General features: G+C 71.9%; 17 protein-coding genes. 11 read left to right on the top strand and 6 right to left on the bottom strand.

The annotated features are described in order from the left end of the window. Nucleotides 1-586: ArsR/SmtB family transcription factor (locus ACYF6T_RS27735; RefSeq protein ID WP_461699774.1), on the top strand; the 586-nt coding region annotated here is incomplete at its 5' end. Nucleotides 587-591: 5 nt separating this feature from the next. Here ACYF6T_RS27735 and ACYF6T_RS27730 read toward each other — a convergent pair. Together ACYF6T_RS27730 and ACYF6T_RS27725 are read right to left on the bottom strand one after the other, a co-directional pair. Then, nucleotides 592-885, bottom strand: coding sequence for an MTH1187 family thiamine-binding protein (locus ACYF6T_RS27730; RefSeq protein WP_385747837.1), 294 nt, complete (start codon nt 883-885; stop codon nt 592-594). Beyond that, nucleotides 882-1,226, bottom strand: a complete 345-nt coding sequence (locus ACYF6T_RS27725; RefSeq protein WP_461699773.1) for a DUF3817 domain-containing protein — start codon at nt 1,224-1,226, stop codon at nt 882-884. The genes ACYF6T_RS27730 and ACYF6T_RS27725 overlap by 4 nt, the downstream gene beginning before the upstream one ends. A 112-nt stretch (nt 1,227-1,338) precedes the next feature. On the opposite strand from ACYF6T_RS27725, the gene ACYF6T_RS27720 reads away from it, so the two are divergent. From ACYF6T_RS27720 to ACYF6T_RS27700, 5 genes are all read left to right on the top strand, one after another. Beyond that, the gene (locus ACYF6T_RS27720) at nt 1,339-1,662 is read left to right on the top strand and encodes a DUF6191 domain-containing protein (RefSeq protein ID WP_461699771.1); all 324 of its coding nucleotides are present in this window, start codon (nt 1,339-1,341) and stop codon (nt 1,660-1,662) included. Nucleotides 1,663-1,739: 77 nt separating this feature from the next. Beyond that, nucleotides 1,740-2,372: an AIM24 family protein gene (locus tag ACYF6T_RS27715; protein WP_461699770.1), complete on the top strand. Its 633-nt coding sequence runs from the start codon at nt 1,740-1,742 to the stop codon at nt 2,370-2,372. A 1-nt stretch (nt 2,373) separates the two neighbouring features. Beyond that, a complete protein-coding gene (locus ACYF6T_RS27710; protein WP_461699769.1) occupies nt 2,374-3,024 on the top strand; it encodes an AIM24 family protein in 651 nt (216 codons plus the stop codon). Next, entirely contained in the window at nt 3,021-3,821 is an 801-nt protein-coding gene (locus tag ACYF6T_RS27705) for an AIM24 family protein (RefSeq protein WP_461699768.1), read from the top strand. Before ACYF6T_RS27710 ends, ACYF6T_RS27705 begins: the two co-directional genes overlap by 4 nt. Before the next feature lie 92 nt (nt 3,822-3,913). After that, entirely contained in the window at nt 3,914-4,390 is a 477-nt protein-coding gene (locus ACYF6T_RS27700; protein WP_461699767.1) for a MarR family winged helix-turn-helix transcriptional regulator, read from the top strand. On the opposite strand, the gene ACYF6T_RS27695 is transcribed toward ACYF6T_RS27700, so the two are convergent. The 3 genes from ACYF6T_RS27695 to ACYF6T_RS27685 form a co-directional block, all read right to left on the bottom strand. Further along, on the bottom strand, nt 4,387-5,649 hold the full coding sequence (locus tag ACYF6T_RS27695; RefSeq protein WP_461699765.1) for an MFS transporter: 1,263 nt from the start codon (nt 5,647-5,649) through the stop codon (nt 4,387-4,389). The two genes, ACYF6T_RS27700 and ACYF6T_RS27695, sit on opposite strands and share 4 nt — an antisense overlap. Before the next feature lie 157 nt (nt 5,650-5,806). Then, complete coding sequence (gene meaB, locus ACYF6T_RS27690; protein WP_249839931.1) at nt 5,807-6,763, bottom strand: methylmalonyl Co-A mutase-associated GTPase MeaB; 957 nt, start codon at nt 6,761-6,763, stop codon at nt 5,807-5,809. Nucleotides 6,764-6,813: 50 nt separating this feature from the next. Next, a complete protein-coding gene (locus tag ACYF6T_RS27685; RefSeq protein WP_461699763.1) occupies nt 6,814-8,013 on the bottom strand; it encodes an acetyl-CoA C-acetyltransferase in 1,200 nt (399 codons plus the stop codon). A 149-nt stretch (nt 8,014-8,162) separates the two neighbouring features. On the opposite strand from ACYF6T_RS27685, the gene mce reads away from it, so the two are divergent. The 3 genes from mce to ACYF6T_RS27670 all read left to right on the top strand — a co-directional run bounded on the left by mce (nt 8,163) and on the right by ACYF6T_RS27670 (nt 13,777). Continuing rightward, nucleotides 8,163-8,603 (top strand): methylmalonyl-CoA epimerase, encoded by a 441-nt coding sequence (mce, locus tag ACYF6T_RS27680; protein WP_126274402.1) that lies wholly within the window; start codon nt 8,163-8,165, stop codon nt 8,601-8,603. A gap of 206 nt (nt 8,604-8,809) precedes the next feature. After that, nucleotides 8,810-12,658: a polarized growth protein Scy gene (gene scy / locus ACYF6T_RS27675; protein ID WP_461699762.1), complete on the top strand. Its 3,849-nt coding sequence runs from the start codon at nt 8,810-8,812 to the stop codon at nt 12,656-12,658. A 183-nt stretch (nt 12,659-12,841) separates the two neighbouring features. Continuing rightward, nucleotides 12,842-13,777, top strand: a complete 936-nt coding sequence (locus ACYF6T_RS27670; protein WP_461699761.1) for a cellulose-binding protein — start codon at nt 12,842-12,844, stop codon at nt 13,775-13,777. 12 nt (nt 13,778-13,789) lie between these two features. Here ACYF6T_RS27670 and ACYF6T_RS27665 read toward each other — a convergent pair whose 3' ends face one another. Then, complete coding sequence (locus ACYF6T_RS27665; RefSeq protein ID WP_461699759.1) at nt 13,790-14,011, bottom strand: TetR/AcrR family transcriptional regulator C-terminal ligand-binding domain-containing protein; 222 nt, start codon at nt 14,009-14,011, stop codon at nt 13,790-13,792. Nucleotides 14,012-14,495: 484 nt separating this feature from the next. Between ACYF6T_RS27665 and ACYF6T_RS27660 the strand changes: the two genes are divergently transcribed. Both ACYF6T_RS27660 and ACYF6T_RS27655 read left to right on the top strand, forming a co-directional pair. Continuing rightward, the gene (locus ACYF6T_RS27660) at nt 14,496-15,449 is read left to right on the top strand and encodes an ABC transporter ATP-binding protein (RefSeq protein ID WP_461699758.1); all 954 of its coding nucleotides are present in this window, start codon (nt 14,496-14,498) and stop codon (nt 15,447-15,449) included. A gap of 2 nt (nt 15,450-15,451) precedes the next feature. Then, entirely contained in the window at nt 15,452-16,222 is a 771-nt protein-coding gene (locus ACYF6T_RS27655) for an ABC transporter permease (RefSeq protein WP_461699756.1), read from the top strand. Nucleotides 16,223-16,286 lie beyond the last annotated feature (64 nt).

The following is a 16,286-nucleotide window of genomic DNA, read 5'->3' as shown; positions in this document are numbered from 1 at the left end:
CGCCGACGCGATGGAGGCGGCCTGGCACGCCCTGGTCGAGCCGGACTGGCCCCGGCTGCGCGCCCTGCTGGAGGCCGACGTCGCCTTCCACTCCCGGCGGCTGGCGGAGGTGGGCCTGGGCGGCCTGCTGCCGGAGATCAACCGGCGGTTCGGCTGGCAGGCCGGGACGCTCACCGTGGACATGCGGCTGCGGCACGAGCGGCGGCTCGCGGGCGAGGGCCTGGTGCTGATGCCGAGCGTCTTCATCTGGCCGGACGTCGTCTCCACCTTCGACCCGCCCTGGCAGCCGACGCTGGTCTACCCGGCCCGCGGCATCGGCGGCCTGTGGGCGGAGCCCGCCGCGAAGACCCCGGAGGCGCTCGTACGGCTCCTCGGGCGCGGCCGGGCCGCCGTGCTGGCCGCGCTGGACGAGCCCGCCGCCACCACGGCCCTCGCCCACCGGCTGGGCCTCGCCCCGTCCTCCGTCTCGGCGCATCTGACGGTGCTGCGCGACGCCGGACTGCTGACCGCGCGGCGCTACGGCCATCAGGTGCTGTACGAGCGGACGCCGCTGGGGATCGCGCTGGCGTCCGGCGAGGGCGGCTGAGGGCGCTACCCGGCCAGGTGGCGCTCCACCGTCTCGACCTTGGAGGTGAGTCCGTCGGTCACGCCGGGGCGGATGTCGGCCTTGAGGACCAGGGAGACGCGGGGCGCGCGCGCCTCGACGGCGGCGACGGCACGCCTGACGACGTCCATCACCTCGTCCCAGTCGCCCTCGATCGAGGTGAACATCGCGTCGGTGCGGTTGGGCAGGCCGGACTCGCGCACGACCCGGACGGCGTCGGCGACGTACTCACCGACGTCCTCGCCGACGCCGAGCGGCGTCACGGAGAAGGCGACGATCATGCGTTGACGATCCCTTCCTTGCGGGCGCGGGAGGCGATGACCTCGTCCTCGGCGGCGCGCTTGAGCTTGCGCTCGGCGAAGAAGCCGCCGGTGGGCAGGACGGAGAGGACGAAGTAGACGGCGGCCGTCTTCTTGTCCCACTTGGCGCGGTTCCAGGCGTCGGCCCAGAAGAGCACGTACAGGATGAACAGGACGCCGTGCACCATGCCCATGACCGGCACCGCGTTGAAGTCCGTCGTCCGCTTCAGCACCGAGCAGACCAGCAGCAGGAGGAAGGAGACGGCCTCGGGTGCGGAGACGAGGCGCAGGCGGCGGAGGGCGGAGGCGGTCTTGAGGTCCACGGGTCACCTTCGGGTGGGAGCGACGTCGACGGGTTTGTGAACGCGAGCACAAACGTTCAACCATTCTGGCAAACCGCTGCCGGTCGCTCGCACGGGGGTGGAGAGTGTCCGTATGCAGTTCGTCTTCTTCATGACCCTGCCAGGGCTGGTGGTCGGGCTCACGGTGCTGGCCTTCGTGGACCAGCTGCTGCTGCGCGCCGGGCGGGCCGGGGTCCTGCCCTGGCGGAACGCGGGGCGCCAGGGCCAGGTGTCGGCGACCGGGTTCGAGCAGCTGCACGCCGCGCTCTCCCCCGGCAAGCAGCACGAGCTGAAGGAGCGCCAGAGCTCACTCGTGCTGCGCGACGACGAGGAGGACGGCGCGCCCCCGCGCTCGACGGTCGATCTGACGGGCGGCAAGGCGGTCATCCGCGTCCCCGGGGCGGGACCGAGGCCCTAGGGGTCTGGTCAGGGGCGATCTCCACCCGCGGGACCTGTCGGCCCGGGCCGGGGGCGGATACCTTCGCAGGCGTGGCGATGTTCCGACTTCAAGGCAGCAAGGTGCTCGCCGTCGAGATGACCGGGGACGCCGTGAAGGCGAAGAACGGCTCGATGGTCGCGTACGACGGACAGATGGCGTTCAAGAAGCTGAGCGGCGGCGGCGAGGGACTGCGCGGGATGGTGACGCGGCGGCTGACCGGCGAGCAGATGACCGTGATGGAGGTGCGGGGGCAGGGCACGTGCTGGTTCGCCGACCGCGCCAGTGAGATCAACCTCGTCCGGCTCCAGGGCGACAAGCTGTACGTCGAGTCGAGCAACCTGCTCGCGACCGACGCCGGCCTGCGGACCGGGACGACCTTCACCGGACTGCGCGGCGCCTCGCAGGGCAACGGGCTGTTCACGACCACCGTCGAGGGGCACGGACAGGCGGCGATCACCTCGGACGGCCCCGCGGTGGTGCTCCGGGTGAGCCCGCAGTACCCGCTGATCGTCGACCCGGGCGCCTACATCGCCCACCAGGGCAACGTCCGCCAGTCGTTCCAGTCCGGTGTGACGTTCCGCACCTTCCTCGGCGAGGGCGGCGGCGAGGCGTTCCAGATCCGGTTCGAGGGGGACGGGCTGGTGTACGTACAGCCGAGCGAGCGCAACACGATCGCGGGGGATGTGTGACATGGCGCTGCGCGAGATCAACTCCAAGATGGTGGAGGCGACCGTCCTGCCGGGGCAGCGGCTGTTCAGCCAGCGCGGCGCCATGCTCGCCTACAAGGGCGAGGTGTCCTTCACCCCGAACGTCCAGGGCGGCCAGGGCGGGCTGATGTCGATGATCGGGCGCCGGGTGGCGAACGAGGCGACGCCCCTGATGACCGTCGAGGGCAGCGGCACGGTCTTCTTCGGGCACGGCGGCCACCACGTCCACGTCATCAACCTCACCGGCGACACCCTGTACGTGGAGGCGGACCGACTGCTGGCCTTCGAGGGCACGCTCCAGCAGGGCACGATGTTCATGGGTGCGCAGGGCGGGGTGATGGGCATGGTGCGCGGCCAGGTCACCGGCCAGGGCCTGTTCACCACCACCCTCACGGGCCACGGCGCGGTGGCGGTGATGGCGCACGGCGGCGTCTTCGAGGTCCCGATCACCCCGGGCCGCCCCGTCCACGTCGACCCGCAGGCCTACGTCGCCCACCACGGCGACGTCCGCAACAAGCTCTCCGCCGCGCTGGGCTGGCGGGACATGGTGGGCCGGGGTTCCGGGGAGGCGTTCCAGCTGGAGCTCAGCGGCAGCGGTGCGGTGTACGTCCAGGCGTCGGAGGAGAAGCTGTGACCACCTACCCGGGCGCCGGCGGCCCCACCGTGTACGACCCGATGACGCTGCCGGTCGACGACAACGTGAACAAGTACACCTTCTGCGTCGAGCTCAAGGGGAGCCAGTGGTTCCTGCAGAAGGGGAAGATGATCGCCTACTACGGTGCGATCGATTTCAACGGCATCGGGCACGGCCGACTCGACCGACTTGTCCGTACGTCCTTTCATTCGCCTCTGCACGCGAGCGACTGGGTCGTGGCGGAGGGCTCGGGCAAGATGCTCCTCGCCGACCGGGCCTTCGACGTCAACTCCTACGACCTCGACGACGGCAACCTGACCATTCGCTCGGGCAACCTGCTCGCTTTTCAGCCAAGTCTGTCGCTCAAGCAATCGATCGTGCCGGGCTTCCTCACCCTCATCGGAACCGGAAAGTTCGTGGCCGCGTCCAACGGCCCGGTGGTGTTCATGGAACCCCCGGTCCGGGTGGACCCGCAGGCACTGGTGGGCTGGGCCGACTGCCCCTCGCCGTGCCACCACTACGACCACGGGTACCTGACGGGCGTAATGGGGGGCCTACGTGCGATGACGGGCCTCGGCGGGGCCTCCGGAGAGGAGCATCAGTTCGAGTTCGTGGGAGCGGGCACGGTGCTGCTCCAGTCGACCGAGACCCTCATGGCCGAGCAGGCCACGGGGGCGGTTGCGCAGGAGCCCGGCGTACCCGGCCAGGGGGGTCCGTTCACAGGCCCTTCACAGCAGGGGGGCGCACCGCGCCTTCCCGGACAGCTGGGGGACCTCCAGCGTCGCTTCGGGCTGTGAGCGGTAGTCTGCGGAGTGTGACGTCGAACGCGTGCGCGCAGTCACACCACCCTCACTAGTTCGCCTTTCAACATTTTAGGTAGACTTCATTCATGGAGACCGAGACGGCCACGCGCTGGCTGACCGATGCGGAGCAGTGCGCCTGGCGCACCCACCTGGAGGTCAACAAGCTGTTGACGTACCAGCTCGAAAAGGATCTGCAGCCGTTCGGCCTGACGATGAACGACTACGAGATCCTGGTGAACCTCTCCGAGTCGGAGGACGTGCGGATGCGGATGAGCGACCTCGCGTCCGCCACCCTCCAGTCCAAGAGCCGCCTGTCCCATCAGATCACCCGGATGGAGAACGCGGACCTGGTCCGGCGCGAGAACTGCGAGTCCGACCGGCGCGGGCTCTACGCGGTCCTCACCGAGCACGGCATGGAGACGATGAAGAAGGTCGCGCCCCACCATGTGGCGTCCGTGCGGAGGCACTTCATCGACCTGCTCTCCCCCGAGGCCCTGTCGGAACTCGACAAGGCCCTCAAGCCCATCGCGGAACACCTGCGGGGCCAGCGGGGGCGTCCCTAGGGAGCCGAGGGTGCGGGCGCCTCGCCGGCCCGGTCCGGCACCGGGTGCCGCAGGGCGCCCCGCACCGTGGCCGACGCCGTCAGCAGGGCGAGCGCGCCGGCCACCGCGAAGCACAGGGCCGTCGGCAGCCCGCCCACCAGGACCCCGGCTCCGGCCGCACCGGCCGTCATCCCCGCGTTGACGCCCGTGTTGACCCAGGCCCCGGCCCGCACCCGCGCCCCGGCGGCGACCGCCTCGTCCGCCGCCAGGTAGGCGGTGGTCAGCGCCGGCGCGACGAAGAACCCGGCGGCCGCGAGGGCGACGGCGAGCGTGCCGAGCCCGTCGGCGAGCCCGGCGCCGAGCAGTGCCAGTCCGAGGCCCGCCACGGCGAACGGCAACCGCACACGGGCGGCCGGGCGCCAGGCGACGGCCCCGTGCAGCAGACCTCCGAGGGCGCTGCCCGCCGACAGGGCCGCCAGGGTCCAGGCTGCGGCGTCGTCGCCGTAGTGCCGCTGCCCGGCGAAGGCCACGACCACCAGCTCGACCGCGCCGACGGCCAGTCCGACGCCGGTGACCGCGACGACGGGCTGCACGGTCCGGCGCAGCACACCCGAGGGCTGCTTCGGGCGGTTCACGCGCTGCTGTACGTCCCTCTCGGCCGGCCCCGTCGCGCGCACGGCGGGCGAGCCCACGAAGCCCGCCGTCCCCGCGGCCATCAGGCACGCGCCGAAGGCGATGCCGGCCGCCGGCGGGGCGACGCCCACCAGCGTTCCGACCAGCAACGGCCCGGTGACGAAGAGGAGTTCCTCGGCGACCCCGTCCAGGCCGTACGCGCGCTGCAGCAGCGCACGGTCCGGGGCGAGCCGGGACCAGACCGCCCGCATGGTCGGCCCCAGCGGCGGCGTGCAGGCGCCCGCGAGGGCCGCGACGGCGTCCAGGGCGAGCGGCGAGGCGGCGCCCGGACGCCAGGCAAGCGCCGTCAGCAGCGCCAGCAGCACGGTGTGGGCGGCGGCCATCGGGGCGAGCGCCCGGCGCGGCCCGTACCGGTCGATGAGCGACGCCCGCGCGGGCGTCAGGAAGACGCTGGTGCCGCCGAACAGCGCGGCGACGGTGCCCGCCACCGCGTAGGACCCGGTGGAGCGGGTCACGGCGAGCATCGCGGACAGCGGGACGACGCCGTACGACAGCCTGCCGAGCAGGGCGGCGGCGAAGGTGCGGCGGGCGTGCGGGAGACGGAGGACGGCGGCGTAGGACGGCCGGCCGGCAGACGTGGACGACACGGGAGTTCCTCGGCTCAGGGCGGAAAAGGGGACGCCTGATCGCCGCGTCGGCCGGGTGCGCGGCCGGCGCGGGCGGGGCGTGCCCTATGCCATGAGGAGGTACATGCGGGTCAACGTAGCAGCGGCGCCGGGCAGTTCACGACGGAATTACCGCGCCTCAGCCCTGCGTCAGGCCCGCCACCAGTTCGTCCGCCGCGCGGTAGGGGTCCAGCTCGCCGCCCACGATCCGCTCCGCCAGCGCGCTCAGCCGGCGGTCGCCGTGCAGGTCGCCGATGCGTTCGCGCAGGGCCGTGACGGCGATCGTCTCGACCTCGCGGGCCGCCCGCGCCAGCCGGCGCTCGGCGAGGACCCCGCGCTCCTCCATCCACGCGCGGTGCTTCTCCAGGGCCTCCACCACCTCGTCGACGCCCTCGGCGCGCGCGGCGACCGTCTTGACGATCGGGGGCCGCCAGTCGCCGGGACCGCGGGACTCGCCCAGACCCAGCATGTGGTTGAGCTCGCGGGCGGTGGCGTCGGCGCCGTCGCGGTCGGCCTTGTTGACGACGTACACGTCGCCGATCTCCAGGATGCCCGCCTTGGCCGCCTGGATGCCGTCGCCCATGCCCGGGGCGAGCAGGACGACGGAGGTGTCGGCCTGGGAGGCGATCTCGACCTCCGACTGGCCGACGCCGACCGTCTCGACCAGGATCACGTCGCAGCCGGCCGCGTCCAGCACGCGGATCGCCTGCGGCGCCGCCCAGGCGAGGCCGCCCAGGTGGCCGCGGGTCGCCATCGAGCGGATGTAGACGCCCGGGTCGGAGGCGTGCTCCGACATCCGGACGCGGTCGCCGAGCAGGGCACCGCCGGAGAAGGGCGAGGACGGGTCGACGGCCAGGACGCCGACCCGCCTGCCCTGCTTGCGGTACGCGGTGACCAGCGCGGAGGTGGACGTGGACTTGCCGACGCCGGGCGAGCCGGTCAGGCCGACCACGTACGCGTTGCCCGTCAGCGGGGCGAGCGTCTCCATGACCTCCCGGAGCTGCGGGGACGCCCCCTCGACCAAGGAGATCAGCCGGGCCACGGCCCGCGGCCGGCCTTCCCTGGCCTGGGCCACCAGCGTGGAGACGTCCTGCATCACAGCTCCGTTCAGGTCCGTTCAGAGAGGTGCGTACGGAAAAAAGGGGCTCAGGCCTTGGGTACCCGCACGATCAGCGCGTCACCCTGACCGCCGCCGCCGCACAGCGCGGCCGCGCCGACGCCGCCGCCCCGGCGCCTGAGCTCCAGGGCCAGGTGCAGCACGAGCCGGGCGCCGGACATGCCGATGGGGTGGCCCAGGGCGATGGCACCGCCGTTGACGTTCACCTTTTCCGTGGACACTCCGAGGTCCTTCATTGACTGGACCGCGACGGCCGCGAAGGCCTCGTTGATCTCGATCAGGTCCAGGTCCTCGACCTCCAGGCCCTCCTTCTTCAGGGCGTGCAGGATGGCGTTGGACGGCTGCGACTGGAGGCTGTTGTCCGGCCCGGCCACGTTGCCGTGGGCGCCGATCTCCGCGATCCACTCCAGGCCCAGCTCCTGCGCCTTGGCCTTGCTCATCACGACCACGGCCGCCGCACCGTCCGAGATCTGCGAGGAGGTGCCGGCCGTGATGGTGCCGTCCTTGGTGAACGCCGGGCGCAGCTTGCCCAGGGACTCCACCGTGGTGTCGCCGCGGATGCCCTCGTCCTTGCTGAAGACGACCGGCTCGCCCTTGCGCTGCGGGATCTCGACGGGCGTGATCTCGGCCTCGAAGACGCCGTTCTTCTGGGCGGCCGCCGCGCGCTGGTGGGACAGTGCGGCGATCTCGTCCTGCTCGGGGCGCTTGATGCCCAGCCGGGTGTTGTGCTTCTCGGTCGACTCGCCCATGGGGATGTTCTCCCACGGGTCGGTCAGGCCGTCGTACGCCATCGCGTCGAGCATCTCGATCGCGCCGTACTTGAAGCCCTCGCGGGACTTCGGCAGCAGGTGCGGGGCGTTGGTCATGGACTCCTGGCCGCCGGCGACGATCACGTCGAACTCGCCGGCGCGGATGAGCTGGTCGGCGAGCGCGATGGCGTCGAGGCCGGACAGGCACACCTTGTTGACGGTGAGCGCCGGGACGTTCATCGGGATGCCCGCCTTGACGGCGGCCTGGCGTGCCGGGATCTGCCCTGCCCCGGCCTGGAGCACCTGGCCCATGATGACGTACTGCACCTGGTCGCCACCGATCCCCGCACGGTCGAGGGCGGCCTTGATCGCGAAGCCGCCGAGGTCGGCTCCGGAGAAGGACTTCAGCGAGCCCAGCAACCGTCCCATGGGCGTACGCGCGCCCGCGACGATCACAGAGCTGTTCGTGGACGAAGACATGAGCTGCGATCCCCTTACCGGCTGAAGCAGCCGAGGAGTGAACGAGGGTTTACTTCGAATGTACTGAGTGGCACTCCGTGCCGTCACCAAGCCGTCGGTGTGATCGCTGGCACGTTGCGTAACCATCCCGGGAGCGCTGCACTAACAACATGCTGACGCGAATCGACCACATCGGAATCGCCTGCTTCGATCTCGACAAGACCGTCGAGTTCTACCGGGCCACGTACGGCTTCGAGGTGTTCCACTCCGAGGTCAACGAGGAGCAGGGCGTCCGCGAGGCCATGCTCAAGATCAACGACACCTCCGACGGCGGGGCGTCCTACCTGCAGCTCCTGGAGCCGACCCGGCCGGACTCGACCGTCGCCAAGTGGCTCGACAAGAACGGCGAGGGCGTCCACCACATCGCCTTCGGCACCGCGGACGTCGACGCGGACGCGGCCGACATCAAGGACAAGGGCGTCCGCGTGCTGTACGAAGAGCCGCGACGTGGCTCCATGGGGTCACGGATCACCTTCCTGCACCCCAAGGATTGCCACGGTGTACTGACAGAACTGGTCACTTCGGCGCCTGTTGAGTCACCTGAGCACTGACCCCCGTACATATGGGCCGGTAGGGTTGGGGGCGGTCGCCTCCCGATGCGGGGTGGCCGCATGCCGGGGTCCGGGTTTCGGGGGGCGAGCGTCGGGGCAGCAGCCCTTGCTCCGCCGTTGATCTGACACCATTCCCCGGGGGCCCCGTCCGGAGGATGGACGGAGCTCGGAGAGACCTGCGACCAGGGGACGGATGGGACCGCGCAGTGCGGGGCTACGAGAGCCAGGAGCGAGAGCCGGCGGCTGACGTCGACCACCTCACTCGGTTCGAAGCCGAGATGAAGCGGCTGAAGACCGAGCGGGAAAAGGCGATCCAGCACGCCGAGGACCTCGGCTACCAGGTCGAGGTGCTGCGCGCCAAGCTGCACGAGGCGCGCCGCACCATCATGTCCCGGCCCGACTTCGGCGGCGGCGACATCGGCTACCAGGCCGAGCAGTTGCTGCGCAACGCGCAGATCCAGGCCGACCAGCTGCGCCAGGAGGCGGAGCGGGAGCTGAGCAACGCCCGGGCGCAGACCCAGCGCATCCTGCAGGAGCACGCGGAGCAGGCCGCGCGGCTGCAGGCGGAGCTGCACCAGGAGGCCGTCACCCGGCGCCAGCAGCTCGACCAGGAGCTGGCCGAGCGCCGCCAGACCGTCGAGTCGCACGTCAACGAGAACGTGGCGTGGGCGGAGCAGCTGCGCGCCCGCACCGAGTCGCAGGCCCGCCGGCTGCTGGAGGAGTCCCGGGCCGAGGCCGAGCAGGCCATGGCGGCCGCCCGTGCCGAGGCCGAGCGGCTCACCAGCGAGGCCCGGCAGCGGTTGCAGAGCGAGGCCGAGTCGGCCCGCGCCGAGGCCGAGCAGATCCTGCGCCGGGCCCGCGCGGACGCCGAGCGGCTGCTCAACGCGGCCTCCACGCAGGCCCAGGAGGCCACCGACCACGCCGAGCAGCTGCGCAGCTCCACGGTCAGCGAGTCGGACGCGGCCCGCCGCCAGGCCCAGGAGCTGAGCCGGGCCGCCGAGCAGCGCATGGCCGAGGCCGAGGAGGCGCTGCGCAAGGCGCAGTCCGAGGCCGAGAAGCTGATGGCCGAGGCGAAGGAGACCGCCGCCAAGGCCCTCGCCGGCGCCGAGAGCGCCAACGAGCAGCGCACGCGCACGGCCAAGGAGCAGGTCGCCCGGCTGGTCGAGGAGGCCACCAAGGAGGCGGAGGCGACGAAGGCGGAGGCCGAGCAGGTCATCGCCGACGCCCGCTCCGAGGCGGAGAAGCTGCTCGCCGAGGCCGCCGAGAAGGCCCGGACGATCACCGCCGAGGAGAGCGCCACCCAGCTGTCGAAGGCGGCCAAGACCGCCGAGGACGTCCTCAACAAGGCCCAGCAGGACGCGCAGAACACCACCAAGGCCGCCGCCGAGGAGGCCGAGCGGATCCGCCGGGAGGCCGAGGCCGAGGCGGACCGGCTGCGGGCCGAGGCGCACGACATCGCCGAGCAGCTCAAGGGCGCGGCGAAGGACGACACCAAGGAGTACCGCGCCAAGACGGTCGAGCTGCAGGAGGAGGCCCGCCGGCTGCGCGGCGAGGCCGAGCAGCTGCGCGCCGACGCGGTCGCCGAGGGCGAGAAGATCCGCGCGGAGGCCCGCAAGGAGGCCGTCCAGCAGATCGAGGAGGCGGCCAAGACCGCCGAGGAGCTGCTGTCCAAGGCCAAGGCGGACGCGGACGAGCTGCGCCAGAAGGCCACCACGGACAGCGAGAAGGTCCGCACCGAGGCCATCGAGCGGGCGACCACGCTGCGCCGGCAGGCCGAGGAGACCCTCCAGCGCACCCGGCAGGAGGCCGAACGGCACCGCGAGGAGGTCGTCGAGCAGGCCGCGGGCATCAAGGCGGACGCCGAGCGGGCCGCCCGCGAGCTGCGCGAGGAGACCGAGCGGGCCATAGAGGCGCGTCGTGCGGAGGCCGCCGAGGAGCTGACGCGGCTGCACACGGAGGCCGAGGAGCGCCTGGCCGCCGCCGAGCGGGCGCTGTCGGAGGCCCGCGAGGAGGCCTCCCGCATCCGGCGTGAGGCCGCCGAGGAGACCGAGCGGCTGCGCACGGAGGCCGCCGAGCGGATCCGCACCCTTCAGCAGCAGGCCGAGGCGGAGGCCGAGCGGCTGCGCGACGAGGCCGCGTCGGACGCGTCCGCCTCCCGGGCCGAGGGCGAGGCCATCGCCGTACGGCTGCGTTCGGAGGCCGCGGCCGAGGCCGAGCGGCTGAAGACGGAGGCGCAGGACACCGCCGACCGGGTGCGGGCTGAGGCGCTGGCCGCCGCCGAGCGGCTGGGCGCGGAGGCGTCGGAGACGCTGGCTGCCGCACAGGAGGAGGCCGCCCGGCGCCGGCGCGAGGCCGAGGAACTCCTCGGTGCCGCGCGGGCCGAGGCCGACCAGGAGCGCGAGCGGGCCCGCGAGCAGAGCGAGGAGCTGCTGGCCTCCGCCCGCAACCGGGTCGAGGAGGCACAGGCCGAGGCGGTCCGGCTGGTCGAGGAGGCCGACCGGCGCGCGAACGAGATGGTGTCGGCGGCCGAGCAGCACGCCCAGCAGGTACGGGACTCGGTGGCCGGGCTGCACGAGCAGGCCCAGGAGGAGATCGCCGGGCTGCGCAGCGCCGCCGAGCACGCCGCGGACCGTACCCGGCGGGAGGCGGAGGAGGAGGCGGACCGGGTCCGCGCCGACGCCTACGCCGAGCGGGAGCGGGCCACCGAGGACGCCAACCGCGTCCGGCGCGAGTCGCGGGAGGAGTCGGAGGCCGCCAAGGCCCTTGCGGAGCGCACGGTCTCGGAGGCGATCGCGGAGGCGGAGCGGCTGCGGTCGGAGGCGGCCGAGCACGCCCAGCGGGTGCGTACGGAGGCCTCCGACACGATCGCCGAGGCCGACCAGGCCGCCGCGCGCACCCGGGCGGACGCCCGCGAGGACGCCAACCGCATCCGCTCGGACGCGGCCACCCAGGCCGACACCCTCATCACCGAGGCGCGCAACGAGGCCGAGCGGCTGACCACGGAGACCGTCACCGAGGCCGACCGGGTGCGCGCCGAGGCGCTCGCCAAGGCGGAGAAGCTGATGGCGGACGCCACCGGCGACGCGGAGCGGCTGCGGGCCGAGGCCGCCGAGACGGTCGGCTCCGCCCAGCAGCACGCCGAGCGGATCCGCGCCGAGTCCGAGCGGGTGCGGGCCGAGGCCGCCGCGGAGGCGGAGCGGCTGGTCAACTCCGCGCGCGAGGAGGCCGAGCGCACCCTGGACGAGGCCCGCAAGGACGCCAACAAGCGGCGCCAGGACGTGGCCGAGCAGGTCGACAAGCTCATCACGGAGACCACCGCCGAGGCCGACAAGCTGCTCACCGAGGCCCAGCAGCAGGCCCACCAGACCACCGCCGACGCCGAGGCGCAGGCCGACCGCATGGTGGGCGCGGCCCGCAAGGAGGCCGACCGGCTGGTGTCGGAGGCGACGGTCGAGGGCAACTCGCTGGTGGAGAAGGCACGTACGGACGCGGACGAGTTGCTCGTCGGCGCCCGCCGGGACGCGACCGCCATAAGGGAGCGGGCGGAGGAGCTGCGCGACCGCATCACGGGCGAGATCGAGGAGCTGCACGAGCGGGCCCGGCGCGAGGCGGCCGAGACGATGAAGTCGACCGGCGACCGCTGCGACGCGCTCATCAAGGCCGCCGAGGAGCAGCTGGCCAAGGCGCAGGCGAAGGCCAAGGAGCTGGTCTCGGAGGCCAACTCCGAGGCGGGCAAGGTCCGTATCGCCGCGGTCAAGAAGGCCGAGGGGCTCCTGAAGGAGGCCGAGCAGAAGAAGGCGGCCCTCGTGAAGGAGGCCGAGGAGCTGAAGGCGGAGGCGATCCGCGAGGCCAAGCGCACGGTCGAGGAAGGAAAGCGCGAGCTGGAGATCCTGGTGCGCCGGCGCGAGGACATCAACGCCGAGATCTCCCGTGTCCAGGACGTGCTGGAAGCGTTGGAGTCTTTCGAGGCCCCGTCGGCGGGCAAGGACGGTGCGGTCAAGGCCGGCGCCACCGTCGGCGCCCCCCGTTCGGGTGGCAAGTCCTCGGACGGCTAGCGGGCGAGGGCGGTTTCGGTGTCTTCTGAGGCCTTTGACCAAGTCTTTGGCAAGCCGCCTGCCGGTTAGCCACCCAAAAGGGGTGTCATTTTCCAGATCAAACACGCATCCGCTCGATGACACGCCGCTACGGCCCCTAGGATTCCCTCTATCACCTCACCGGTCTCATTCGACAGGAACCCCATGAGCGACACTTCCCCCTACGGCTTCGAGCTTGTGCGGCGTGGGTACGACCGCGCTCAGGTGGACGAACGGATCTCCAAGCTCGTCTCCGACCGTGACAGCGCTCTCGCCCGCATCACCGCTCTGGAAAAGCGCATCGAGGAGCTCCACCTCGAAACGCAGAACGCCCAGGCCGCCGTGAGCGACGCCGAGCCGTCCTACGCCGGTCTCGGCGCGCGTGTCGAGAAGATCCTCCGTCTCGCCGAAGAAGAGGCCAAGGATCTGCGCGAGGAGGCCCGGCGCGCGGCGGAGCAGCACCGCGAGCTCGCCGAGTCGGCCGCCCAGCAGGTCCGCAACGACGCAGAATCGTTCGCGGCGGAGCGCAAGGCCAAGGCCGAGGACGAGGGCGTCCGGATCGTCGAGAAGGCCAAGAGTGACGCCTCGCAGCTGCGCGCCGAGGCCCAGAAGGACGCGCAGTCCAAGCGCGAGGAGGCCGACGCCCTCTTCGAGGAGACCCGCGCCAAGGCCGCGCAGGCCGCCGCGGACTTCGAGACGAACCTCGCCAAGCGCCGCGAGCAGTCCGAGCGCGACCTGGCCTCGCGTCAGCAGAAGGCCGAGAAGCGCCTCGCGGAGATCGAGCACCGCGCGGAGCAGCTGCGCCTGGAGGCGGAGAAGCTGCGCACCGACGCCGAGCGCCGTGCCCGCCAGACGGTGGAGACGGCCCAGCGCCAGGCCGAGGACATCGTGGCCGACGCCAACGCCAAGGCCGACCGCATCCGTTCGGAATCCGAGCGTGAGCTCGCGGCGCTGACCAACCGCCGCGACTCGATCAACGCCCAGCTGACGAACGTCCGCGAGATGCTCGCGACGCTCACGGGCGCCGCGGTGGCCGCCGCCGGTTCGCCGACCGAGGACGAGCCGATCTCGCGTGGGGTGCCGGCGCAGCAGTCCCGGTAACCAGCAGCGCGTTCAGAGGCCCGCACCGTCTCCCCCGAAGGTGCGGGCCTCTTGGCGTACGCGGGGGAGGAAGACGTCGTCGACGATCGCGGTCAGCGCCTGGCCAGTGACCGGCTCGGTGGACAGCGGCATCTCGTACCGCAGGAGGTCCGCGGGGACGGCGACGACGCGGGCGGGCAGGTCGGGGGTGGGGATCTCGCCGGGCTCGACAGCCCGTTTCAGCAGCGTGCGCACCCGAACGTGGTCGGGTCCAGGTCGTGCGCCTCCGCCGACCGGCCGCGCGTGTCCGGTCGTTCGGGCGAGGGCGTTGTCGCCACCCGCCTGCTGCTGCCGCCCCAGGGCGCCGGCTCCCCGCCGGCCCGCGCCGGCGACGGCCTCACCGACCGGCTCGGCCCCCGCCCGGTCGTGCTGACCAGCGTCCTGCCGACCGCCCTGGGCACCCTCCCGTTCGCCGTCGGCGTCGCCAACGGCCTCGCCCTCGCTGCCGTCCTCCTCGTCCGCGGCCTCCGTATGAGCGCGGCCAGCCTCGCCGTCATGGTCGGTGCCTTGCCAGGGCCTTGCTTCCGGGCAGATCCCGCACGCCGGCACGAACACCCGCACCCTCGCCCTCGCCCTCGCCCTCGGCCGGACGTCCGCGTTCGCCGTTGTTGCCTGCGTCGTCGGCCTGTGTTTGCCCGTCCGGTTGGCAGTGGTCCAACCGGCGCCTTAGCGTGTCGGCATGATCGAGATCGAGGGCCTGACGAAGCGGTACGGCGAGAAGGTGGCGGTCGACAACCTCTCCTTCACCGTCAGACCCGGCATCGTCACCGGGTTCCTCGGACCGAACGGCGCCGGCAAGTCGACGACCATGCGCATGATGCTGGGGCTCGACCGGCCGACCGCGGGGGACGTCCGTATCGACGGCAGGCACTACGACCGCCTCAAGGACCCGCTCAAGTACATCGGCGCCCTGCTGGACGCGAAGGCCGTGCACGGCGGGCGCAGCGCCTACAACCACCTGCTGTGCCTCGCCCAGAGCAACGGCATCCCGAAGAGCAGGGTGGCGGAGGTGCTCGACACCGTGGGCCTGACCTCGGTCGCGAGGAAGAAGGCCAAGGGGTTCTCGCTCGGCATGGGACAGCGGCTCGGGATCGCCGGCGCGCTGCTCGGCGACCCGCGGATCCTGATGTTCGACGAGCCCGTCAACGGCCTCGACCCCGAGGGCATCCACTGGATCCGCAACCTGATGAAGTCGCTGGCCGCGCAGGGCCGCACGGTCTTCGTCTCCTCCCACCTGATGAGCGAGATGGCGCTGACCGCCGACCACCTGGTCGTCATCGGACAGGGACGGCTGCTCGCCGACACCTCCATGGCCGACTTCATCGCGCAGAACTCGCGCACCTACGTCCGCATCCGCACCCCGCAGCGCGAGCGGCTGCTCGACGTGCTGCACGAGGCGGGCGTCACCGTCGTCGAGGCGGGCAGCGGGGCGCTGGAGGTGGACGGCGGCAAGGCCGAGCACATCGGCGAGCTGGCGGCGCAGCACCAGATCGTGCTGCACGAACTCAGCCCCCAGCAGGCCTCCTTGGAGGAGGCGTTCATGCAACTGACCGCGGAGTCGGTGGAGTACCACGCGCACACCGACGCACCCACGCCGGCACAGCAGTGGGGCGACGGCTGGAAGAGGAGCTGAACATGGCGGCGACCCAGGTCATCCGGTCCGAGTGGACCAAGATCCGGTCGGTGGCGTCCACGGTGTGGACTCTCTCCCTCGCCGTGGTCGTCACGATCGCCCTCGGCATGCTGATCTCGGCGCTGTCGGAGCACGAGTTCGACAACATGAGCGCCGACGACAAGCTGTCCTTCGACCCGACCTACATCAGCTTCGCCGGGATGAGCCTCGGCCAGCTCGCGATGATCGTGTTCGGGGTGCTGGTCGTCTCCAACGAGTACAGCACCGGCATGATCCGCACCTCGCTGGCCGCGGTGCCGCAGCGCGGGACCTTCCTGTTCAGCAAGATCGCCGTGGCCGCGGGGCTCGCCCTGGTCGTCTCCATGGCGACCAGCTTCGTGGCGTTCTTCCTCGGGCAGGCGATGCTCGGCTCGCACAAGGCCGCGCTCGGCGACCCGCACGTGCTGCGCGCGGTGATCGGCGGCGGGCTCTACATGACCCTCATCGCGCTGTTCTCGATGGGCGTCGCCGCGATGCTGCGGTCGCCGATGCTGTCGCTGGGCATCCTGATGCCGTTCTTCTTCCTGATCTCCAACATCCTGGGGAACGTTTCGGCGACCAAGAAGATCGGCCGCTATCTGCCCGACCAGGCCGGCAGCAAGATCATGCAGGTGGTGCCGAGGATCGACGACGACACCCCGTACGGGCCCTGGGGCGGGCTCGGCATCATGGCCCTGTGGGTGGCGGCGGCGCTCGCGGGCGGGTACGTGCTGCTGAAGAGGCGGGACGCGTGAGCCGGGGCTCACCTTTTACCTCCTCTTGAGCGGAACCGTCAGCGCCTGGATATCCTCCTAACCC

Source organism: Streptomyces sp. 7R007 (assembly GCF_054850255.1).
Note: the sequence above shows the minus strand (reverse complement) of the source record. Positions and strands in the feature narration are given on the sequence as shown.

Coding starts and splice junctions, on each gene's coding strand:
- ACYF6T_RS27670 (WP_461699761.1), top strand. CDS start 12,842: ATGAGCGACACTTCCCCCTACGGCTTCGAGCTTGTGCGGCGTGGGTAC.
- mce (WP_126274402.1), top strand. CDS start 8,163: ATGCTGACGCGAATCGACCACATCGGAATCGCCTGCTTCGATCTCGAC.
- ACYF6T_RS27720 (WP_461699771.1), top strand. CDS start 1,339: ATGCAGTTCGTCTTCTTCATGACCCTGCCAGGGCTGGTGGTCGGGCTC.
- meaB (WP_249839931.1), bottom strand. CDS start 6,763: ATGCAGGACGTCTCCACGCTGGTGGCCCAGGCCAGGGAAGGCCGGCCG.
- ACYF6T_RS27710 (WP_461699769.1), top strand. CDS start 2,374: ATGGCGCTGCGCGAGATCAACTCCAAGATGGTGGAGGCGACCGTCCTG.
- ACYF6T_RS27700 (WP_461699767.1), top strand. CDS start 3,914: ATGGAGACCGAGACGGCCACGCGCTGGCTGACCGATGCGGAGCAGTGC.
- ACYF6T_RS27685 (WP_461699763.1), bottom strand. CDS start 8,013: ATGTCTTCGTCCACGAACAGCTCTGTGATCGTCGCGGGCGCGCGTACG.
- ACYF6T_RS27655 (WP_461699756.1), top strand. CDS start 15,452: ATGGCGGCGACCCAGGTCATCCGGTCCGAGTGGACCAAGATCCGGTCG.
- ACYF6T_RS27715 (WP_461699770.1), top strand. CDS start 1,740: ATGTTCCGACTTCAAGGCAGCAAGGTGCTCGCCGTCGAGATGACCGGG.
- ACYF6T_RS27730 (WP_385747837.1), bottom strand. CDS start 885: ATGATCGTCGCCTTCTCCGTGACGCCGCTCGGCGTCGGCGAGGACGTC.
- ACYF6T_RS27660 (WP_461699758.1), top strand. CDS start 14,496: ATGATCGAGATCGAGGGCCTGACGAAGCGGTACGGCGAGAAGGTGGCG.